Here is a 21901-nt window from a genome sequence, read left to right as displayed (position 1 = left end):
AGCCGATTCGGCACGAAAAGCCTCGGGAGCAGGCCTACATGCCTTTCCGGGGTTCGCCGAACCATCGTGATGCGGCTTGAGCGGCTTCCTCCGGGTTGGGGTCATCCCCAGCGGCCCAGGCCACGAAGCCATCGGGGCGCACGAGCACGGCGCTCAGGCCCAGTTGATCCCTGGCCTTACCGGCGACGTAGGTGATCCGGTCGCCCCAGCGGCCTGCAAGCGCTTCAAGCGATGGGCGAGCGTCAAAGTCAAGGAACAGGCCCTTGCCCGGGCTGAGGAGCCCGCCGATTTTTCTTCCTTGGATCAGCTCGAAATCGGGAACACTGCGCCCGACCAGCCGGTGGCCGCTGCCAGGATCGTAGCGAAGAGAAATACCCCATACCCGTTCGGCGAAGTATGTCGCGCCGTCGCGCGTGTCGATCAGGTCACGGATGATGGTTTCGAGCGCGCGCGTTGCCGGGCTTGGCCGCATGAGCGCGACCTGGGCGCGCGACCAGTCGAGGATTTGCGCCCCGACCGGATGGCGTTCGCTGACATAGCTGTCGAGCAGACCGTCCGGCGCGTCGCCGCGGATGGTGGCGGCCAGCTTCCAGCCAAGGTTCATCGCGTCGCCGAGCCCGAGGTTGAGACCCTGGCCGCCCAAGGGGGAATGGATATGCGCGGCGTCGCCGGCAAGCAGCACTCGTCCCTTGCGGTAGGTCGTTGCCTGATAGGCGCGATCCGTCCAGGTGGCGGCGAGTTTGAGGGCCGTCAGCGTGATGTCCGCGCCGGATACTCGGCGCAAAACCGCCTGCACGTGGTCGCAGGTGATTGGCCGGATTCGGTGGAAAGCCCCGCCATCGAACTCGACCATCGCGACGGTACCGGGTCTTTGATAAGTGTACATGCCGGTCGGCGTGTAGTGGCGGCCCGGCGTGAGCCTGTCCGGCTCGGCCATTTCGATCTGAACGGAATAGCCTGTGAATTCCGGATCGGTACCGACGAACGCGAAGTCGCCGGCCTTGCGCACCGTGCTGCGCCCGCCGTCACAGCCGACAAGCCAGCATCCCCGAAAAATCTCACCGCCGGCGCAAACGGTCACGCCTTTATGCGTCTGATCGAAATCCTCGACACCGAAGCCGCGCCTGATCTCGACTCCCATTGCGATTGCGCGCGCGGCCAAGACTGATTCGAGATGCGCCATTTCGACCGCGATTGCGGCGGTGGCCGAACCTGGCAGGCGGTAGGGCCATTTCGCGGCGTCGATGGCATCGTGGAAGAACTGGATACCTGCGAAATGGCCGCCCGGACGGCGCGGTTGATTCAGCCAGTGCGCGCCAGTCGCAGCGCCACCGTTGCCCGTCCCATCCCTCGCACTTTGTGGAGCGACGATGTCGTCCAGCAGACCGCGACGGTAGAGGGCTTCGATGGTGGGCACCGAGAGGCCGCGCAGCCCGAACGGAAGCTGCTTCAACGGGGAGTGCGGATCTTCGGCTTGCTCCAGCACCAGCACCGAGAGGTCGGCGAGGCGCAACTCACAAGCGAGGAACAGGCCGACAGGGCCTGCACCAGCAATTATTACGTCATGGGAATCCAGATGGCGGTTGTGCATGAACTGCTCCTTTGTCGATGTTCGACCGGAGCGTTCCTCGGATTTGAGAACCACGGACGAACGATTGGACGCGAGAGAAGCGTCCGATGTTCGTCGTGGGGATCTCCTGCAGGAGGCCAAAGACCAGAGCTTTCGTTACCGAAAGGACTTGGGCTTACCAAACCAAGTCTGCCTTTTCCGACACCGGCTCTATAGCGTTGCGGTGAGCGATCCGCAACAGACGGGGTTGCGGCCGACGCCGAACGGAATCATGGCCGCTCAGGCTAGAACCGATGAAACGCCCGATGTTGTCCGATTCGCTCGTCTCATGGCAATTTCGCCGTCGGTCGGCTTGAATGGAATGGCATTCCAGGCACCATTCCCGTGGCACAACCCTAAGGGCTTCCTGACGGCGGATGGCTTTCATCTTTGAGACGCCGGCAGAGCCGCCTGCTTTTGAACCTGGCACATCGGATACGGCAAGCTCCCACACAGGTACCGGGCGGCGTGGCTGTCGGTGCGCCTACTGGTGGCACGCCATCAGCCGGACTGATAAGCGTGTCAGCCGGGTTGCTGAAAAACAACATAGCCTACACAAACTCGTAAGAGTAGTGGCGTTTTTACTTGACCGCTTCCCAGTGCGGCGTGTCCATACTTCCAAGATTCGGGGAGCAAAATGGCAGATAGGAACGCGTCACTCGATGGGTTGCGAGGCATAGCAGCCGTTAGCGTGGTTTTCTATCATTCTATCCTGCATCATGAGGTGCTGGTTGGAACGACCCTGATCCAGCCTATACAGGGCATGACCACACTCAGGGACGTTCTGACCAAGATCATGCTTTCCATATTCAACGGGAACAACGCCGTTCTTTTGTTCTTTGTCTTGAGCGGCTTCGTCCTCTCCCTATCGCTGGAGAAGTCGACGGGGGCACCATTCGCAATCGTCTCGAAGTTCGTTGTGCGCCGGGTCTGCCGGCTCTACCCCGCTCTGTTTGGCTGCTTGGCGGCATATTACTTGCTGTCTCAGTTTTTTGCGCAAATGGGCTGGGCCGGCGTTCCCTCGCCTAATCTATGGCTGGCAACGCTGAATGCTTTGCTGGTTCAGATTACGTGGCACGGCCCGTCCACAACCATCCAAGCCGAAATGCTCGCGGTGCCGTTCGTCCTGGCGTTTTTCTTCTTCCAGAAGCGCTTCGGATCGGTGTCGGCTTTGGTTCTGTTTAGCTTGAGCGTGTTTGCCATGGCGCAGCCGGTTTTCGTCATGGGGGCTCCACACATGTCCGCGTGGATATCATCCTTTGCCATTGGCATGCTGATCGCGGACAGGCGCTTCCAGCCGTTCTTTTCCGGCGTGTCATCGCTGGCGCTTTGGCTGATAATCGCTGCGTTCGTGATCGTTCGAATGTTCGTTCCCTTCAACCCTGATGCCAGCACGCTTGGGCAAGTCATCTTGTGCGCCGCGCTCGTCGGGTCGGTCTATTACGGCGACCAGAGTTTGACAGCGACCACGATCCTCGCCAATCCGGTCTGCCGGTTCCTCGGCAAGATCAGCTACAGCTTTTACTTGATCAACGTTCTTTTCCTGCTCATCGTCTGGTCACTGGTCGACCCGCTTGGCATCTACCCGACACACGCACTTGAAACCGGGCTGCTGGTGGGGACGGTGGTCGTAACTCTGACGCTCCCTTTCGCGTATTTCTCGGAGAAGTGGCTGGAGCAGGGCGGGATCACGTTGGGGCGTCTGCTGACGACAGCGCGCACTGTACCGCAGACGATCCCCGCTCCTGCGGAGTAAATTTATCGGCCGCATCTCTGAGCGGCAGGCCTGTCGGGTTCCGAAACCGACCTAACTCGGCGTGCGCAGCACCTTTTAACGATCTGCCTCAAACCAAGTCGTCGTGATTCCGTCAGGGTGCGTTACCCTTATCCATTCGCCGGTCTGAGGTTCTTCCCGACACGATATCGTTATTGGTCCACGGCTCTTTGCGGCCTCGACAACGTTCTTGGCGCGAACCTCGATCCGCTCCGCCGCTTTGCCGTCGCGCATCAACTCGACGATGAAACACCGCATGGGCCGCGCATCAATCCAGGGTATCGAAAGGACGGCGCGGATCAGCCCTTTTCTGTGGCCTCTCTATATCGTCTCCACCAGCAAACATCAGATATGCTATCGCTAAGCCGCCTATTGCAGCGACCGTTGCGGACGCCCACACGAGCGCGCCCGTCCACCAAAACAAGCTATTCACAGTTTCTCCCCTAAGCCCGGCGGCTTTGTAGTACATTGTTCTGATTAGAGCAAATGTACCGGAAGCAGTCGGCCGAACGGAAAGTTGCTTCGGTCAGCACCCAGGCCCGCGTACTTCGTCCCTCTGGACCTTCGGGCGCGGGACATACTCAAAACCTAGAAAGCACAACCTGCCCGCTAGGGCGGAAAGGACAAACTCATGGACCGCAACTTCGCGCGGGCGCTTGCGCTCGTCTTGAAATCAGAAGGACTCTGGTCGGACAATCCGGCCGATCCGGGCGGCGCCACTATGAAGGGCGTCACCCTGGCTAACTTCCGCCGCTACGTCCAAGCCAAAGCGACCAAGGATGATCTGCGCCATATCACCGATGCGCAGGTCGCCACCGTCTTTCGCCGCTTCTACTGGGATGCCGTTGCCGGCGCCGAGCTGCCCGATGGGGTGGACTATGCCGTCTTCGATTTCGCGGTTAATTCCGGTCCCGGCCGCGCGGCCAAATACCTGCAAGGCGCTGTCGGCGTTGCGCAGGATGGGCGCATAGGCCCAGCCACGATCGCGGCAGTAAAGGCCAAGCCGGCAGGGGTGTGATCGATGCGCTGTGCGATGCCCGCATGGCCTTCCTGAAGCGCCTGCCGACATGGGGCGAGTTCGGTAAGGGCTGGACAAGCCGCGTGGCCTCTGTCCGCTCCCAAGCTCTGCTGATGAGCAAAGCGCCAGCACCCATCGTCATCCAGCCTGCCGCGCCTCCTGCTGCGCCTGCGCCTCCCAGCGTGGTCGTAGTGACCCAGCAGGGCAACCAGCCACAGGTTGTTACGCCGGTCTCTCCTGCACCATCCACGGCCCCAGCAGTGCCCAAGAGCAAGACAGGGTGGGGCTGCTCGGGATCATCATCGCCGCAATCGTTCGTTGAGCCTTTAGCTTCATCGTTTCGAAAGGTTAGGAACCAAGTTAGGAACCGAATAAGGCAAAGTCGAAAAGCACAGCTTTTTCAAGCCGATAGAAAGAAATCTGGCGGAGGGAGTGGGATTCGAACCCACGGTGAACTTGCGCCCACGCCGGTTTTCAAGACCGGTGCCTTAAACCGCTCGGCCATCCCTCCAGCGACATCTCTTCGCCCAACGTCACTCGATCAGATATTCGAGCCTGGCGGCGAATGAAGAGAGCCATCTCGCTGATGCTCTAGTGTGCCCGGCAAAGATCTGTCAACCGGCATGCGCGGACCGCATGTTTCCCGGCAGCCGACGCCGGGCAGGGTGGCGTCACAATCTTGCCCGGTTCCGGCCACAATCGATTAATAGCGTGATAAACAATTCCTGCGCACAAAGGACAGGGGTTCGAGGCGTCGTTGGTCTTAGTCAGGTAAGCTTTGGCTCCTGCGACGTTCAAGCCGCGGCGTTTTTGGTCGAGACTGTAGGGGACATCAGGAAATGCAAACTACGGCGCGCCCGCGTCTACGCCGTGCTTGCGCTTTCGCGCTATTCACCATGTCGGCAGCCTTGCTTGCCGCCTGCGCGTCGCAGCCTGAACCAAAAGGGATGGTCCACAAGAAGACCCGTTCCAAGGAATATTTCGCCGAAACCGAATATGGCGTGAAGGCCAGCCCTCGCGTCGCCTTCATGCGGCGTGGCGGCGGCCGCGATCAGCTTGGTAAACCCTACCAGGTTCGCGGCAAGTGGTACTATCCGAAGGAAGACAAGCACTATGCCAAGGTCGGCCTGGCGTCGTGGTACGGCGATGCCTTTCATGGACGGCTGACCGCCAACGGCGAAGTCTACGACATGAGCCATCTGACGGCGGCGCACCCGACCATGCCCCTGCCGAGCTACGCCCGCGTCACCAATCTCAAGACCGGCAGTTCGGTCATTGTGCGCGTCAATGATCGCGGTCCCTACCACCAGGGCCGCATCATCGATGTCTCGGAACGCGCCGCCCAGATGCTCGACTATGCCAATGTCGGCACGGCCGAGGTGAAGGTGGAATATGTTGGCCGCGCACCGCTCGACGGCAATGACGACCAGTATCTGATGGCCTCCTACCATCCAGGCAACAGGATACCGGATCCATCGGACGGCCTGCCGACCGGCGTCATGGTGGCCATGAACGGACCGTCGCCCAGCCTGCCGGTGGGTGCTGCCGCCGTGCCATTTCCGGGTCAGCTGACGAATTCCGATATGGTTCAGCAAGGGCAGGTGCCGGCACAATCGCCGGCGTTGGGTGACCTGGCGCTGCCCGACTTCGGTCCGATCGTGCCGGAGCGTCCGGATATCGGCCTGCCGCCGCAATCGCCGTTTTCGGTGGCCTCGCTCTCCTATGCCGACGAGCGCGTGCGGAGCGGCGATGTCTTTGCCGCACTTGACGACGACGGCATGTCGCCCGCCGACATCCTGCGCTCATGGAAGAGCGCCAACCCGCAGGCGCCGTCCCCGGCCTATGTCGCGGCCGGCACCTTTGATGACGCCACCGAGGCAAAACGCGTGGCCGCCGCGCTCGAGCCCTTCGGCAGGATCGAGATCCAGCGTTCCGAATTCAATGGCAAGGACTGGTATGCGGTGAACCTCTATCCGGACGGCCATGGCGGCGTCGACGATCTGCTGCAGGCGGCCTGGTCGCATGGTGCGCCGGACGCTCTGGCCGTGCGCAACTGATCTATTTTTCCCGCACGGTTGATCCTGCGGAAAAAACCCTGATAGCTTGGCTGCGCCAGAACCGGCAAACGGGTCGAGATTTCATGCAGTTGCGCGTCTTTCCGCCTTTGGCCGGATTTCTGGGATTGGCCCTGCTGCTGTTTTGCATCGCGCCCGCCAGCGCGCAGCTTTTCGAGACCAAGGCAGCCCAGGCCTTCATGATCGACGCCGACACAGGGACGGTGTTGTTTTCCAAGGACGCCGACAAGCCGATACAGCCGGCCTCGATGGCCAAGCTGATGACGATGGAAGTGGTGTTCAACGCCATCAAGTCCGGGCGCCTGACCCTCGACGACACGTTCGTGGTGAGTGAAAACGCCTGGCGCAAGGGCGGCGCCCCTTCGGGAACGTCGACGATGTTTGCCAAGCTCAAATCGGCGGTCCGGGTCGAGGACCTGATCCAGGGCGTGACGGTGCAGGCGGCCAATGACGGCTGTATCGTGCTGGCCGAAGGCTTGGCCGGGTCCGAGGACAATTTCGCCGCGCAGATGACCGAACGCGCCCGCCAGATCGGCCTGACCAAATCGACTTTCGTCAATTCGACCGGGCTGCCGGCGGAGGGCCAGCAGACGAGCGTGCGCGAGCTGGCAATGCTGGCTTTGCATCTGTGGCGCGAGTATCCGGACCTTTATCGCTACTACGGCCTGAAGGATTTTACCTGGAACAAGATTTCGCAGAGGAATCGCAACCCGCTGCTGGCGATGGACATCGGCGCCGACGGCCTGGCGGTCGGCAGCAGTGAGGTGTCCGGCTTTGGCATAGTCGGCTCGGTCGGCCACAATGGCGCGCGGGTGATCGCGGCGATGAGCGGGCTCGCCAGCGACAAGGAACGCGCCGAGGAGGCGCGCAAGCTGCTCGAATGGGGTGCCCGTTCCTTCGAGAAGACGCAAATCTTCGCCAAGGACGAGGTGGTGGGCCAAGCTCAGGTTTTCGGCGGCATTAAGGCCGGCGTGACGCTGAAGGCGAAAGGGCCGATCGCCATCTTCCTGCCGGTAGCCAACCGCGACAAACTGACGGCGAGCATCGTCTATGACGGACCGGTTGCCGCACCTGTGGAGGAGGGGCAGCCGGTAGGCGTGCTGCGGGTCTGGATCGGCGACACACTGAGCCAGGAGACGCCGCTTTTCGCCGCCGAATCGATCGGCATCGGCACGCTGCCGCAACGCGCCCTCGACGCCGTCAAGGAACTGGCCGTCGGCTGGCTCCGCTAAAGCGCGTCGCGCTGAACCGGATTCACGCTATGCGCTTTGGCGTCTTTGTTTATGCATGTCGTTCTCTCCAGCCGAGGTCACTTTTGAGCGGCATGCGATAACGCCGGCGGCATGGACGTTTCCCCGAACGCGGACTATCTAGAGCGCTAGAATCCATTCAAATAAGGGACAAAGGCCTTTCGATTGGCACGCGGATTTTTCATCACCTTCGAAGGCGGCGAAGGAGCAGGCAAGTCGACGCAGATCGAGCGGCTGGCGGGAAAGATGCGCGCCAAGAAGTACGACGTCCTCGTCACCCGGGAACCGGGCGGCTCGCCGGGCGCGGAAGCGGTCCGGCATGTGCTGCTCTCGGGCGCCGCCGAGCCGTTCGGGCCGAAGATGGAAGCGCTGCTTTTCGCGGCGGCGCGCTCCGACCATGTCGAGCAGGTCATCCGCCCGGCGGTCGAGCGCGGCTCCATTGTCCTATGCGACCGCTTCCTGGATTCCTCGCGCGTCTACCAGGGCGTCACCGGCGGCCTCGACCCGGTGTTCATGGAGACGCTGGAGCAGGTCGCCATCAATGGCATGATGCCCGACATGACGCTGATCTTCGACATCGATCCCACGGAAGGCCTGAGACGCGCAACAGTGCGTCGCGGCGCCGGCGCCGGCCCCGATCGCTTCGAAAAGGAAACGCTTGCCATCCACCAGGCGCGCCGCGAGGCGTTCCTGGCGATCGCCGCGGCCGAGCCGGAGCGCTGCGTTGTGATCGACGCATCCGCCGCTCCCGATGCGGTAGAAAATGTCGTCACCGCCACGGTGTTCGCGGCGCTGGAGGCGAGGGCGCCCATGCGCAACAGACAGACCGCACCCGCATGATCTTCGAACGCATCGCGCCGGAACAGCATGACACGCTGGACGGCGTCCCTGAACCGTCCGAAACGCCACGCCTGGTCGGGCACGGGCAGGCCGCCGCCATGCTCGCCGCCGCCTATCGCGCTGGAAAGCTGCCGCACGCGCTGATCTTCGCCGGACCGCTCGGCATCGGCAAGGCGACGCTCGCCTTCCATCTGGCGCATCACCTCCTGAAGCATCCGGCCTTCGAGCAGGCGCCGGAGACGCTCGCCGTTCCCGATCCGGCGTCCTCGCTGTTTCGCCAGATCGCCACCGGCGCGCATCCCGGCGTGCTGCATCTGACCCGTCCGCTGAACGACAAGACCAAGAACTTCAAGACGGTCGTCACCGTCGACGAGATCCGCAAGGTCAATCGCTTTCTGTCGCTGACTTCGCATGACGGCAGCTACCGGGTGGTGATCGTCGATCCGGCCGATGACATGAACACCAATGCAGCCAATGCCTTGCTGAAGAATCTCGAGGAGCCGCCGGCGCGAACGCTGTTCATCCTCATCGTCCATGCAGCGGGCAGCCTGTTGCCGACGATCCGCTCGCGCTGCCAATTGGTTCGGCTGTCGCCGCTCGATGCCGACGAGCTGATGGCGGTGCTGGAAACTGCCGAGCCGCCTCCGCCGGACGATCCGGCCGCGCGGACAGCCCTTGCCGCGCGGGCAGGGGGCAGCGCCCGCAATGCGATCCTCCTGACGCAGTATGGCGGGTTGGAGATCGCCGAAACGCTGGACGCCCTGGTGAGCGCCGGCAAGAGCGACATCGCCGGCGCCTATCGCCTTGCCGAGGTGGTGGCCGGGCGCGACCAGGCGATCCAGTTCGATATCTTCAACCGCCGCGCGCTCGACCTGTTGTCCGATGCGGCGAGCCGGGCGGCGCTGGCCGGCGATCTCGCACGAGCCAAAACGCTTTCGGACACTTGGCATGAGGCGCTGGACGCTATATCTGAGACTGACACCTACAATCTCGACAAGAAGCAGCACGCCTTGACCATGATCGACCGCCTGAAGTCTGCAATGCGAATGTGATGGTTCCCTCGGGATGGCAATCGCCACCCCGATGCGATATCCACCGCCACGCCTTCCATTCAGACATTCATGACGGTTCATTCATGTCACGCGATACATTCTACATCACGACCGCGATCTCTTACCCCAATGGCAAGCCGCATATCGGCCATGCCTACGAATTGATCGCCACCGATGCGCTGGCCCGCTTTCAGCGGCTCGACGGCAAGCAGGTCTTCTTTCTCACCGGCACCGACGAACACGGCATCAAGATGCTGCAGACGGCGAAGAAGGAAGACATTTCTGCGCGCGAACTGGCCGACCGCAATTCGGCTGAGTTCAAGCGCATGGCGACCGCGCTCAACGCCTCCAACGACGATTTCATCCGCACCACCGAAGAGCGGCACTACGCGGCCTCTCAGGCGATCTGGAAGGCGATGGCTGCCAATGGAGACATCTACAAGGGCGGCTATGCCGGCTGGTACTCGGTGCGTGACGAAGCTTATTACGGCGAGGAGGAAACCGAGGTTCGTCCCGACAATATCCGCTATGGCCCGCAAGGAACGCCGGTCGAATGGGTCGAGGAGGAAAGCTATTTCTTCCGGCTTTCGGCCTATCAGGACAAACTGCTGGCGCTCTACGAGGGCCAGCCGGATTTCATCGGCCCGGCCGAGCGGCGCAACGAAGTGATGAGCTTCGTCAGATCGGGACTGAAAGACCTGTCGATCTCGCGCACGACGTTCGACTGGGGCGTGCCGGTGCCCGGCGACGAAAAGCACGTGATGTATGTCTGGGTCGACGCGCTGACAAACTACATTACCGGCGTCGGCTATCCCGATGAAAACGCAGACAATTGGAAATTCTGGCCGGCCGATGCGCACATCATCGGCAAGGACATCGTGCGTTTCCACGCCGTCTACTGGCCGGCCTTCCTGATGTCGGCAGGCATTCCGCTGCCGAAGCGCGTCTTTGGCCACGGCTTCCTGTTCAACCGCGGCGAGAAGATGTCGAAATCGGTCGGCAACGTTATCGACCCCTTCACCATGATAGAGCATTACGGGCTCGACCAGGTGCGCTATTTCTTCCTGCGCGAGGTGCCGTTCGGCCAGGACGGCAGCTACAGCCACGAGGCGATCGTCAACCGCACCAATGCCGACCTCGCCAACGGCATCGGCAATCTGGCGCAGCGCTCGCTGTCGATGATCGCCAAGAACTGCGGCGGCGTGGTGCCGACGCGCGGCGAGCTGACGGATGCGGACAAGGCAATCCTCGATCAGGCGGCGGCCGCTCTTGCCGCCGCGCGCAAGGCAATGGCCGAGCAAGGCATCCATCTGGCGCTGGCATCGATCTTCGGCGTGGTGGCCGAAGCCGACCGGTATTTCGCCGGACAGGAACCCTGGGCGCTGAAGAAGACCAACCCCGAGCGCATGCAAACGGTATTGTGGACTACGGCCGAAGTGGTCCGGCGCGTGGCGATTCTGTGCCAGCCCTTCGCTCCAGGATCGGCCGCGAAGCTGCTTGACCTGCTGGCGGTGCCGGCAGACGAGCGCGATTTCGTGCATCTCCACGCCGACCATGCGCTTGTGCCGGGCAGAGCGTTGCCTGTGCCAGAAGGCGTATTTCCGCGTTATGTCGATCAGCCGGAAGCGAACGGCTGATGCTCGTCGACAGCCACTGCCATCTGGATTTTCCGGACTTCTCAGAGGAGCGGGCGTCCATCGTCGCTCGCGCCCTGGCCGCCGGGATCGGCCGCATGGTAACGATTTCGACGCGCGTGAAGCGATTTCAGCAAATACTTGAAATCGCAGACGCTTTCGACGAAGTATACTGCTCCGTCGGAACCCATCCGCACAATGCGGCCGAAGAGCTTGACGTGACGACGGCGGATCTCGTGCGCCTGTCCGCCCATCCCAAGGTGGTGGCGATCGGCGAAGCCGGGCTCGACTATTTCTATGACAAAGCGCCCCGCGATGCGCAGGCGCAGGGTTTGCGCAACCACATCGCCGCTGCTCGCGAGACGGGCCTGCCGCTGGTCATCCATTCGCGCGACGCCGACGACGACATGGCTCATATCCTTGAGGAAGAAACGGGGAAGGGCGCCTTCCCGTTCGTCCTGCACTGTTTTTCGTCGGGACGCAGGCTGGCCGAGGTCGGCGTCTCGCTGGGCGGCTATGTTTCGTTTTCCGGCATCCTGACCTTCAAGAATTCGGCCGAAATACGCGCCATAGCCGCCGACCTGCCGCACGACCGGCTGCTGGTGGAGACCGATGCGCCATATCTCGCGCCGATCCCATTTCGCGGCAAGCGCAACGAACCCGCTTATGTCGCGCACACGGCCAGGGTTCTGGCCGAGACGATCGGCGTCAGCGAAGGTGAAATCGCAGCTTTGACGACCGATAATTTCTTCCGGCTGTTCGGCAAGATGCCGCCCCCGCAGAGCAAAGCGCCTGAACGATGACAGACCGGCTGCGCCTCACCATTCTCGGCTGCGGCTCGTCACCGGGCACGCCGCGCATCACCGGCGACTGGGGCAATTGCGATCCGCAAAATCCGAAAAATCGGCGCATGCGCACGGCAGCCCTTGTCGAGCGGATTGCCGAGAGCGGCGCCCGCACCACCGTCGTCATCGACACAGGACCGGATTTCCGCCAGCAGATGCTGATGGCCTCGGTCAAACGCATCGATGCCGTCGTCTACACCCATCCACATGCCGACCACATCCACGGCATCGACGACCTGCGCGGCTTCGTGCTCGACCAGCGGCAGCGGATCGATATCCATGCCGATCAGCCAACGATGCTGCGGCTGCGCCAGGCCTTCGGCTACTGTTTCGAGACGCCGCCAGGCAGTTCCTATCCGCCGATCGTCGACGCCCATATCATCGATCACGCAAAGCCCGTCGTGATCGAAGGCGAGGGCGGTGCCCTCACCCTCGAGCCGCTGCCGCAGGTCCATGGCGACATCATATCGCTCGGCTTCCGTATCGGCGGACTAGCCTATTGCCCCGACATCAGCGATTTTCCGGCTGCCACTGCCGAACGGCTGCGTAATCTCGATGTCCTGATCATCGACGCGCTGCAGTACAGGACGCACCCGAGCCATCTGTCGCTTGGCGAGGCGCTTGAGTGGATCGAGCGGCTGGCCCCGAAACAGGCTGTGCTGACCCATATGCATGGGCCGCTGGACTACGCTACCGTGATGGCTGAGACTCCGGCAAATGTCGAGCCGGCATTTGATGGCATGGCGCTTGAAATTCCTTATAGATCAGACGGATAGAATATTCTCTTCATAGCTGATGGCACTGATCGCCTCCAAGCCGGCAAATGACGGCATGCGTGACATGGATCGTCGCATGGTGATCCAGGCTGGCGGCTTGCCGGTCAAGTTCGGCGATGCCTTGGTGGCCGGCATTGGCGTCGGCGGTGCTCCTTCGGGCGATATCGACGCCAAATGCGCCGCCGCCGGGCTCAAGGCGATCGGCGCCGCCGAGTAGACCTGCCTAGACCTGCCTAAGATGCCAACGCAGCCCGTCCAAGGCGGGCTGCTCTGTTGAACGGGGTTCAGTCTGTGAACCCTGTCTCCACACCGGAACCGGCGGACGTAAGATCGCATTCGACCGGCAACCGACGGCCGATCCTGAGACCCGAGCTGGAAGCTTAGTTCCATAATCTATCTTATGCGACTTTCGGCATATTGCCGCAAAATAGAAATGTCTTGATTCCGCAAAGTAGGAATGTCGCCCTGCTCGCCGATGAGCGAGGGAGACGGCGGGTTGGGACTGATCTTAATGAGCGAGCGCGAGCTGCAACGCATCGAGGTGCTGTCGAAGGTTTTGGAGCGGCGCATGACGGTTGTCTCGGCGGCGCATGTCCTGGATATGACAACGCGCCAGGTCCAGCGTCTGCTGAAGGCGTTCCGGACTGAAGGCGCCGCGGCACTTCGGCACAAGGCTCGAGGACGACCGTCGAACCATCGATATGTCGCCGGCATCGGTGAGTTGGCGGTTCGGCTGGTTCGGGAACACTATCTCGACTTCGGGCCGACCTTGGCGGCCGAGAAGTTGGCGGCGAACCACGGCCTGATCGTGTCGCGAGAGACGTTGCGCAAATGGATGGCGGAAGCCGGAATCTGGCTGTCGCGCAAGCAGCGCCGGACATTCCATCAGCCTCGTTTGCGTCGAGAATCTTATGGCGAGCTGGTGCAGATCGACGGCAGTGATCACCGTTGGTTCGAGGAGCGGGGCGATCCATGCACCCTGCTCGTCTTCATCGACGACGCCACGAGCAAGCTCCAGCAGCTTCGCTTTGTGAAGTCGGAGAGCACCTTCAGCTACTTCGAGGCGCTGGAACTCTATCTGAAGGCACACGGCTGCCCAGTCGCATTCTACTCCGATAAGCACACTGTGTTTCGTGTCGCCAAGAAGGATGCCAAGGCAGGCCGCGGCATGACCCAGTTCGGCCGCGCCTTGTCAGAACTCAACATTGAGATCCTGTGCGCCAATTCGAGCCAGGCCAAAGGCCGGGTCGAAAGGGTCAATCGGACGCTGCAGGACCGTCTTGTGAAGGAACTGCGCCTCGCCGGCATATCGGACATCGAGGCGGCCAATGCGTTCCTACCGGCGTTCATGGTCGACTTCAACGAGAGGTTCGCCAAGGTCTCTGCCCGACCGGACAATCTGCATCGCGCGTTGAATGTTGCGCCGGATCGGCTGCGTGACGTGCTGTGCAAGCGGGAGCAGCGCTATGTCGGCCAGCAATTGTCATTCTCCTACGAGCGCAGGCAAATCATGCTGGAGAAGAACGAGCTTTCGTGCGGACTGGTCGGCAAATACGTCGATATCTACGAGTTCGCCGACGGTCGGCTGGACGTTCGGTGGAGAGCGTGTTCCCTGCCCCACACCGTCTTCGACAAGGAGCAGCGCGTCACGCACACGGCGATCACCGAGAACAAGCGGCTCGGCGAAGTGCTGACCTGGATCAAGGCTCAGCAGGACGAGGCGCGGCCTCCGCCGAAGATCAAGACCAACAGCGAGCAGAGCGCCTACAAGAAGCGCGGAACGAGGCCGGGTCGCAGGACGGATTTCATGAACGATCCTGCTGTCATCGCGCGGCGAGAACAGGCACTGGCAAGGTTGGCCGCAGCCGAGTGAAGCGGCTCTCAAAGCCAAAGCCGAGGGGAACCTACTGGAACCGCACCCGATCGGGCTGCGCAACCCCGACCAGCTTACGCCCGATCGGGCGCTCCGTCGGCGCCAGGGTCCGCCTAATTGTCGCATCTCTAACTTGCTGCACCCTGCCCTTTGGAACGGCCAATGCGACATTTCTACTTTGCAGAACCGGCGACATTTCTACATCGCCGCCACATCGGCAAGGTAGGAATGTCGCTCCTGCTTGTGCGCAGCCAATCTCCCCACCTCAACTCTCCTGACACGGTTTTTGGTGCCCGTTCTGCTAAACTGGTGAATTGGAATGAACGCTTTGCAGATCACGGGCCACATGGCAGCCGCTTCGTCGCCGCCCGCGAGGGCATCGAAGCTGCAGCAATGGCTGTCGTCGGCTACCTGCGTAGCCGCTCTCTGTGTTCGTCAAGAATGCGCTCAATGGTCCGGACTCGGTCCTGCCGACGGTTGAGACCTCTGCGTGCTTTGCCGCGAGCGTGCCGCTCATAGATTTCCCGGCTCGCCTGGAGCTGCTCGATATACACCTTATCGGGCTTCCCATTCTCAAGGCGGTCGAACACCCAGCAGAACGGCGCCGGGAGCTGGCCTTCGCGATAGCGCGGGCTTGCCGAGGCCTGATCTTCGTCGAGGATTTCCTGCAGCACGACCTGATCCCAGACTTCCGGGTTTTCATCGCTGCGCTTCTTCCACAAGGCGAGGATCTCGCGAGCAGCCGGCGTATCGTTGATGAGGATGGTTCCAGCCATCAGCCGGCCACTTTCGCGATAGACCGCGATGTCGCAATCAAAACCGGCGAGCTCCGGCCAGGGATCATGATGGAAGACCGTGTCGACGTCCACATACAGCAGCGGTCCCTGAAGCCTCCTACGCATATTGACAAGGAATGTCGGCTTCAGGCTCGCGTTGCGCACCCAGGATCCAGCGTCGGCGAATGGCCGGGCTTGGACAGAAAGGCCAAGACGCCACGCTGACGCGGTCATGCGAGCGGCTTCTGTCTCATAGAAGGAGTTGATCGTAAAGAACGCCACGATTTCACCGGCCTTGTCCGGGTTGCCGGACGGCTGTGGGTTTATCGGGAAGGGAGCGAGCATTTCCCGGTGCCTGTGTTTGGTGGCCCGGAACAAATCAAGAACGTGGGTGAGCAACGCGAAGCCTTATTAGGATATGAATATTTAGACGCCAAGCATATAGCAATAAGTCCGAATAGCCTCGCAATGCGATAAAGTCATCGGTAGCGGCGCAGAAAACATTGGGCCACAACCATTTTGTTGACGAGGGGCGCCAGCTGGGCCGAGGCCGCGGTCTGGAACTCCTGTCCTTGCGCTCAACCAGATCATTTCGCCGGCCATGATGCAGCCGTAAGAATCCACCTGGTCGATGACCTCGGCGAGTTCGTGCTTTGGATCTGGCGACGCGCTGCTGGTTTGCCCCCGGCTTCTCGAGGCAACCTCCCTACCCCAGAACTTTCAATGAGCTCCGCTCGCTCTGGTTGCAGCATTCGGCCTACCGTTCCCAAAAAGGCTTTGCCAGCTCCGCCTCGACCTGTTGTCTCGTCAATCCGATGTCGTCGATCAGATGGGGATTGTCCTTCGACATTCGCTCAAGCTCCCAGCGAAAGCGTATCCGCTCGCGCCAGGTCCGATCGTGCCAGGCCGCGACAATGCTTCGCAGGGTCGCCAAGTGCCGACGCGACGCTTCCGCCAGCACTACAGGCATTCTCGGCCGCACCGTCTGACACCGCGTCGATGCAAGGGTATCGTTCATGGCAACCTCCTATGGTTTGAGGGTGGGTCCTCGACTTGGGACCTCGACCTGAAAGAGGTTGAATTGTGCCGGATGCGAACAGCGCCGTAATTAAGCCCTCCCAAATAGTTCTCAAAAGTTCCAAACGGGCTATAGATGCGCCTTATGCAGGGATCGCGCTTTGCCTTCGGTCCGTTCGTGCTTGATCCGGATGCGGGAACGCTGCTTCGGAACGATGATCCTGTTGCCGTCGGCTACCGCGGGCTGAAGCTGTTGGCGGCGCTCGTCGGGCGGCCTGGCGAAATCCTCGACAAGGCCAAGCTGATGGATGCGGCGTGGCCGGGTACGGCCGTCGAGGAAGGCAATCTCACCGTCCAGATCGCGCAGCTGCGCAAGCTGCTTGGTCCGTCCGCCGACGGCGGTGAATGGATCACCACTGTTCCGCGCGTCGGCTACCGCTTCACGGGGATCGTCGAACCCCTCGATGGCGCGAACCGAAAAGCTTTGCCGCTGCCCGACAAACCGTCGATAGCCGTGCTCCCCTTCGTCAATCTCAGCAACGACCCCGAACAAGAGCCTTTCGCCGACGGATTGACCGAAGACCTGATCACCGACCTGTCCAGGGCCTCGGGCTTGTTCGTCATCGCGCGCAATTCGACCTTCGCCTACAAGGGAAAGGCGGCGGACGTGCGCGAGATCGCCCGGGAGCTTGGCGTGCGCTACCTCCTGGAGGGCAGCGCAAGACGTGCCGCGGGGCGCGTGCGCATCAACGCCCAGCTGGTCGACGCGGCGAGCGGCGATCACCTGTGGGCGGAACGCTTCGATCGCGGCCTGGACGATATCTTTGCCGTTCAGGACGAGGTGACGGCCAAGATCGTGGAGGCGCTGCTTGGCCGGCTGCGCGCGCCGCCGCCGCGCAATCGGCCCAAGACTCTCGAGGCCTACGATCTGTGCGTGCGGGCGCGCAAGCTGATCGACGATTCGCCGCAGACCGCGCGGGAGGCGCATCTGATGCTGACGCGCGCGGTCGCGCTCGATCCGGACTATGCCGAGGCCTATCGCTGGCTTGCCATGAACCACTGGATGGGATGGGTGCATTGGGGCGAGCCGGTGGAACCCAACCGCCGTATTGCCCTGGAGCTGGCGCGCAAGGCGGTGGCGATCGATCCCAACGACGCCGGCTGCCGCTGGGTGCTCGGCAACCTGCTTGCCTATGAGCGCGACTTCGCCGAAGCGGATGCCGAGTTCGCCAGGGCGTTCGAGCTCGACCCCAACGAGGCCGATGCCTGGGCGACACTGTCTGACATCTCCGTGCTGGCCGGGCGGGTCGAGGAAGGACTCGAACAGATCCGCAAGGCGTTCCGGCTCAACCCGTTTCCGGCAAGCTGGTACTATCTGACGCTCGGCGCGGCGCAATATGCGGCGCGCGACTACGAAGCCGCCGTCAAGACACTGCGCCGGGACGAGACTTACCGCACCAGCTCACGCCGCTTCCTGGCGGCCAGCCTCGCGCAGCTCGGCCGGCTCGACGAGGCGCGCGCGGAAGTCGAACTGTTCCTCGTCGGCAATCCGCATTTCACCACCAGCCACTGGGTCTGGACGGAGCCCTTCCGCGATCCGGCGATGCTCGACCATTTCGTCGATGGCTTCCGCACGGCCGGCCTTCCGGATTGAAGCGCCGCCGGTCCCTTGGTCATGGCGCCTTCCCGCCGTTCGTGCCGCCTACTCTTCGAACCGACCCGTGGCGTCACGATCGCGCTCATATCGTCTCGTGAGCGGAAACGGCGGCAACCAGGTTTCGCGACGGACGATCCAGCTTTCGTACGTTGGCGTCAGTTGGTCCGGGGCATCCAGGGATCCCAGGTTCACTTCGATTTCGTCGGCGGTGCGACCAAAAATGGTCGAGCCGCAACGGGGACAGAAGAACCGCCCGGCGTAGTCACGGGTTTCGCCATCGATCGTCACCGCATCCTGAGGGAAAATCGCGGAAGCATGAAAAAGCGCCCCGTGATGCTTGCGGCAGTCGAGACAGTGACAAAGGCCCACCCGGTATGGGCGTCCAGTCGCCACAATTCGGACGTTGCCGCACAGGCAACCGCCGGTGAATCGGTCCATGCTGCATTCCTCCAAATCAAGCGAGTTGGATGTTTACGACAACTCCACCATCCATGAACGCGGCGCCAGCCTTTCAGCTAATGCGCCTGCGGTTGAAGTTCGATCCGATAGCCGAGTACGCGCCTTCCGGCCGGCTCGATCAGCATCACTCCTGGCTTGTCGGCGAATTCGCCATCGAAATCCACCGGGCTGGCGAGGCCGTGCCAGGGTTCGATGCAGAGGAATGGCGCGCCGCCCGGCTTTGACCAGACGCCCAATTCCCGGAATCCGTTCCAATGCATCTCGATCGCCGGACCACGATCGGCACCGTAACGCACAGCGGTGCTGGAAGGCTGGTCCAGGATCAAGGCATCCTCGTCAAACAGTCGATCCGACAAAGCGAGAATGTTGCCCTCGATGGGCGTCGGCTGCCTTGCCGCCAGCAGTAACCCGTCCTTGAGACGGCGGATCGGCGCATGCTCGGGCTTTGCAAAGGTCAGGCGGTAGGCCTCCTTGGGCAGGTCCGGCAGCAGCGGCCAGTTGAATGCCGGGTGCGCCCCGATCGACGCCGGTAGCGGCTCGTCGCCGGTGTTGGTGATCTCGAACGTGACGCCAAGCTGCCGGCCGTCGAGAGTGTAGGTTACCGCCAGACGGAAGGCGAAGGGGTAGTGCGTTCGGGTCTCCGCGTCGTCGGTGAGCACCAGCATGCAGGACCGAGAACCCCTCTCCGCCCAGGCAAACGACTTATCGCGGGCGAAGCCGTGCTGCGTCATCGGATAGGTCTGGCCGCGATGGCGCAGTTGGTCGCCCTTCAGCCGGCCGACGATCGGAAACAACACCGGGGAATGACGGCGCCAGGCCGGTCCGGCCTGCCACACAAGCTCCAGCCCATCCGCATCCCGCAGCGAGACCAGTTCGGCCCCCTGCCCGACTATAACGGCCGAGATGTCGTCGCCATGAAGTGTCTGGCTGTCCTGTGCCATATGTTCTCGCGGTTTGTCTTTGCTTGGCCGGCAGGCTAGCAAATGGCCAGGCGTGAACTCAAGGCGGCGGTTTGCATTGCGTTTCACACAGTCACGATGAACGTGCGATGGCACAAGCGGGCAAGGCGCCGTCTCAAATGAAGAGTGGCCGGAGATTTCCCTCCGGCCACGGCAAGATGCAAGGTGTTGCCTGCTACAGTTCGGACTATTCCCGCTCGCCGGTGAAGTTCAGCAACAGCTGGAAGATGTTGACGAAGTTGAGGTAGAGCGAGAAGGCGCCGAAAACGGCCAGCTTCTGCCGCGACTCCGCGTCGAAGTTCTCCGCATACTGTTCCTTGATCGACTGCGTGTCCCAGGCAGTCAGGCCGATGAACACGGCGATGCCGATCACCGAGATGGCGAACTGCAAAGCGGTCGAGCCGAGAAAGATGTTGACGATGCTGGCAATCACCACGCCGATCAGGCCCATGATCAGAAAGGACGAGAACTGGGTCAGGTCACGCCGGGTCGTGTAGCCGTAGAGGCTGGTGGCGCCGAACATGGTGGCGGCGATGAAGAAGGTGCGTGCGATGCTGGTTCCGGTGAAAACCAGGAAGACCGAGGCCAGCGACAGACCCATGACCGCACAGAAGGCCCAGAACATCGCCTGCGCGCTTGCCGCGGACATCGTCTGCATCTTGAACGAGAACAGCAGGACGAAGGCGAGCGGCGCCAGCATCACCACCCATTTCAGCGGGCTGGAAAAGATTGGCACGTAGAGCGCGGGCGTCGACGACACCATGAACGCGATGAGGCCGGTGACCACGAGGCCGAGGCCCATATAGTTGTAGACGCGCAGCATGTGCTGGCGCAGGCCCTCGTCGTAGAGGGCGCCGCTTTGGGCGCCGGTGCCGACGCGGTATCCCAGGTTGGGCGTGTTCATTTGCATTCTCCTTTGTGAACGGATCAGTAAAGCGTTCTCGCAAGGGTCTCGGCGGCGCGGTCGAGGTCGCGGACCTGGCTTTGCGCGACCACCGCATAAGCGACCTCGCCGATCTGGAAATAGGCCGAGGAAATGTCGCCCGAGGGCGCGACGGTCGGCTTGACCACGTCGAAGGTTCCCGGCCGTATCGCGAACAGCGACACCAGGCCCATCTCCTTGGTCTCGACCGCCATCTCGACGCTGGGGCCGAAGCGCGATGGATAGACCTGCACGTCGCGGACCTTCCAGTCATTGGGCAAGGACGGCATGACGATGGCCGTCGCCGCGCGGATTTCGCCGGCATTGTAATTTGGCGCCTCGGCCTGCGAAGACATGCTTTCGCGCACAAGGGTCGTCCTGTGCGCGCGCACCGCCTCGTCGACATAGGCGGGCGGCTGCGGCGAGGCGACGACCCTGGTCACAGACATCGGCCCGACAATGCCGTTGGCCAGCCAGCCGGCGGCGACGAAAGCGGCCACCGCCGCGGCACGCTGCAACACGCCGAAGATGCGGCCCCGGGCAAGTCCCCTCTCCAGGCGCCGCGCGGCATCGGTCGTCGTCGGCCTCGCCATGCCGCCCGATCCGGCCAGCGCTACGCGCAGTTCGTCCCGCATCCTGAGATCCGACATCACACGCGCGGCCGCTTCCGGCCGGGCGGAGAGGAAGGCCTCGACTTCGATACGGCGCGAGACGTCGAGCTGATCGTCGACATAGGCGTCGAGATCAGCGTCCGTCACGGGGTCGATAGTTCCTGTCATGACGGGCCTCCAACAATCCTGAGGTGATTTTTCGCCTTCGTCGGAGCCCCCTCCTCCATCTTCCGAAGCGCGGCGCGCGCCCTACCGATGCGCGACATCAGTGTTCCGAGTGGCACGCCGCTGGCATCGGCCGCCTGGCTATAGGAAAGGCCCTCAATGGCGACGAGATGCAGGGCCGAGCGCTGTTCTTCGGGCAGGCTGAAAAAAGCATCGCGCACCTGGCCCAGGCGCACCGAATGCTCCTGCGGCGCCGGCGCGCTGCCATCCGCAAGGTATCCAGCCTGTTCGATGCGCGCTGCTTCAGAGCGTCGCGAGCGCATGCGGTCGACGAACGTGTTGTGGACGATGGACAGCAGCCAGGCGCGCAAATTTCCGCCCGAGCGGAAGGTGCCGCGCCGCTCATAGGCGCGCACAAGAGCGTCATGCACGAGATCCTCGGCATCGGCACCGTCGCGCGTCAGCGAGCGCGCGTAACGCCTGAGCGAACCGAGTTGTCCGACGATATCGAAGCGTGGCATCGAGCGTTTCATGCCCTGTTTACGGAACATGTGGGGGTTTTAATCCCGGCCCTGCAGATTTTTTCGCG

Annotated in this window: 19 protein-coding genes, 1 tRNA gene and 1 pseudogene; 12 read left to right on the top strand and 9 right to left on the bottom strand. The window is 62.2% G+C overall.

The window, feature by feature from the left end:
* Positions 1–34 precede the first annotated feature (34 nt).
* A complete protein-coding gene (locus FJ959_RS25370) occupies positions 35–1591 on the bottom strand; it encodes an FAD-dependent monooxygenase (protein WP_140632750.1) in 1557 nt (518 codons plus the stop codon).
* A 655-nt stretch (positions 1592–2246) separates the two neighbouring features.
* Here FJ959_RS25370 and FJ959_RS25365 point away from each other — a divergent pair.
* Complete coding sequence (locus tag FJ959_RS25365) at positions 2247–3365, top strand: acyltransferase (protein WP_140525191.1); 1119 nt, start codon at positions 2247–2249, stop codon at positions 3363–3365.
* A 649-nt stretch (positions 3366–4014) separates the two neighbouring features.
* Positions 4015–4401 carry a glycosyl hydrolase 108 family protein gene (locus tag FJ959_RS25355; RefSeq protein WP_319023018.1) on the top strand — a complete coding sequence of 129 codons (387 nt, stop codon included), beginning with the start codon at positions 4015–4017 and terminating at the stop codon, positions 4399–4401.
* A gap of 421 nt (positions 4402–4822) precedes the next feature.
* Here the strand turns inward: FJ959_RS25355 and FJ959_RS25350 are convergent.
* A tRNA-Ser gene (locus tag FJ959_RS25350) sits at positions 4823–4912 on the bottom strand.
* 328 nt (positions 4913–5240) lie between these two features.
* On the opposite strand from FJ959_RS25350, the gene FJ959_RS25345 reads away from it, so the two are divergent.
* The 9 genes and pseudogenes from FJ959_RS25345 (at position 5241) to FJ959_RS25305 (ending at position 14746) form a co-directional block, all read left to right on the top strand.
* Positions 5241–6458, top strand: a complete 1218-nt coding sequence (locus tag FJ959_RS25345) for a septal ring lytic transglycosylase RlpA family protein (protein ID WP_140632747.1) — start codon at positions 5241–5243, stop codon at positions 6456–6458.
* Between the two features lie 83 nt (positions 6459–6541).
* The gene (locus tag FJ959_RS25340; RefSeq protein WP_140557226.1) at positions 6542–7708 is read left to right on the top strand and encodes a D-alanyl-D-alanine carboxypeptidase family protein; all 1167 of its coding nucleotides are present in this window, start codon (positions 6542–6544) and stop codon (positions 7706–7708) included.
* Between the two features lie 183 nt (positions 7709–7891).
* Positions 7892–8566 (top strand): dTMP kinase, encoded by a 675-nt coding sequence (gene tmk / locus FJ959_RS25335; RefSeq protein WP_140561191.1) that lies wholly within the window; start codon positions 7892–7894, stop codon positions 8564–8566.
* Positions 8563–9618, top strand: coding sequence for a DNA polymerase III subunit delta' (locus FJ959_RS25330; protein ID WP_140632745.1), 1056 nt, complete (start codon positions 8563–8565; stop codon positions 9616–9618). The genes tmk and FJ959_RS25330 overlap by 4 nt, the downstream gene beginning before the upstream one ends.
* 83 nt (positions 9619–9701) lie before the next feature.
* On the top strand, positions 9702–11255 hold the full coding sequence (metG, locus tag FJ959_RS25325; RefSeq protein ID WP_140632743.1) for a methionine--tRNA ligase: 1554 nt from the start codon (positions 9702–9704) through the stop codon (positions 11253–11255).
* Positions 11255–12055 (top strand): TatD family hydrolase, encoded by an 801-nt coding sequence (locus FJ959_RS25320; protein ID WP_140632740.1) that lies wholly within the window; start codon positions 11255–11257, stop codon positions 12053–12055. Before metG ends, FJ959_RS25320 begins: the two co-directional genes overlap by 1 nt.
* A complete protein-coding gene (locus tag FJ959_RS25315) occupies positions 12052–12873 on the top strand; it encodes an MBL fold metallo-hydrolase (RefSeq protein ID WP_140632737.1) in 822 nt (273 codons plus the stop codon). The genes FJ959_RS25320 and FJ959_RS25315 overlap by 4 nt, the downstream gene beginning before the upstream one ends.
* 28 nt (positions 12874–12901) lie before the next feature.
* A pseudogene (locus FJ959_RS25310) lies at positions 12902–13090 on the top strand (heme-binding protein); the annotation flags it as partial.
* A gap of 279 nt (positions 13091–13369) precedes the next feature.
* Positions 13370–14746 (top strand): ISNCY family transposase, encoded by a 1377-nt coding sequence (locus tag FJ959_RS25305; RefSeq protein ID WP_181172000.1) that lies wholly within the window; start codon positions 13370–13372, stop codon positions 14744–14746.
* A gap of 407 nt (positions 14747–15153) precedes the next feature.
* Here the strand turns inward: FJ959_RS25305 and FJ959_RS25300 are convergent, their stop codons facing one another.
* Both FJ959_RS25300 and FJ959_RS25295 read right to left on the bottom strand, forming a co-directional pair.
* The gene (locus FJ959_RS25300) at positions 15154–15921 is read right to left on the bottom strand and encodes a putative nucleotide-diphospho-sugar transferase (protein WP_210239544.1); all 768 of its coding nucleotides are present in this window, start codon (positions 15919–15921) and stop codon (positions 15154–15156) included.
* Between the two features lie 358 nt (positions 15922–16279).
* The gene (locus tag FJ959_RS25295; protein ID WP_181171999.1) at positions 16280–16540 is read right to left on the bottom strand and encodes a DUF1127 domain-containing protein; all 261 of its coding nucleotides are present in this window, start codon (positions 16538–16540) and stop codon (positions 16280–16282) included.
* Between the two features lie 135 nt (positions 16541–16675).
* Here FJ959_RS25295 and FJ959_RS25290 point away from each other — a divergent pair, with 135 nt between their 5' ends.
* Entirely contained in the window at positions 16676–18193 is a 1518-nt protein-coding gene (locus FJ959_RS25290; protein WP_181171998.1) for a winged helix-turn-helix domain-containing tetratricopeptide repeat protein, read from the top strand.
* 48 nt (positions 18194–18241) lie between these two features.
* On the opposite strand, the gene FJ959_RS25285 is transcribed toward FJ959_RS25290, so the two are convergent.
* From FJ959_RS25285 to FJ959_RS25265, 5 genes are all read right to left on the bottom strand, one after another.
* On the bottom strand, positions 18242–18634 hold the full coding sequence (locus tag FJ959_RS25285; RefSeq protein WP_140498579.1) for a GFA family protein: 393 nt from the start codon (positions 18632–18634) through the stop codon (positions 18242–18244).
* A gap of 77 nt (positions 18635–18711) precedes the next feature.
* Positions 18712–19596: an aldose 1-epimerase family protein gene (locus tag FJ959_RS25280; RefSeq protein WP_140584642.1), complete on the bottom strand. Its 885-nt coding sequence runs from the start codon at positions 19594–19596 to the stop codon at positions 18712–18714.
* 205 nt (positions 19597–19801) lie between these two features.
* Positions 19802–20518: a Bax inhibitor-1/YccA family protein gene (locus FJ959_RS25275; RefSeq protein ID WP_140525179.1), complete on the bottom strand. Its 717-nt coding sequence runs from the start codon at positions 20516–20518 to the stop codon at positions 19802–19804.
* A 23-nt stretch (positions 20519–20541) separates the two neighbouring features.
* Positions 20542–21315, bottom strand: a complete 774-nt coding sequence (locus FJ959_RS25270; protein ID WP_140632734.1) for an anti-sigma factor — start codon at positions 21313–21315, stop codon at positions 20542–20544.
* Positions 21312–21833: a sigma-70 family RNA polymerase sigma factor gene (locus FJ959_RS25265; protein WP_246671044.1), complete on the bottom strand. Its 522-nt coding sequence runs from the start codon at positions 21831–21833 to the stop codon at positions 21312–21314. The genes FJ959_RS25270 and FJ959_RS25265 overlap by 4 nt, the downstream gene beginning before the upstream one ends.
* Between the last annotated feature and the right edge of the window lie 68 nt (positions 21834–21901).

Origin of the sequence: Mesorhizobium sp. B2-2-4, from assembly GCF_006442375.1 — a bacterium.
Classification (GTDB): Bacteria; Pseudomonadota; Alphaproteobacteria; order Rhizobiales; family Rhizobiaceae; genus Mesorhizobium.
This window is presented reverse-complemented; position numbering and strand designations above follow the sequence as displayed.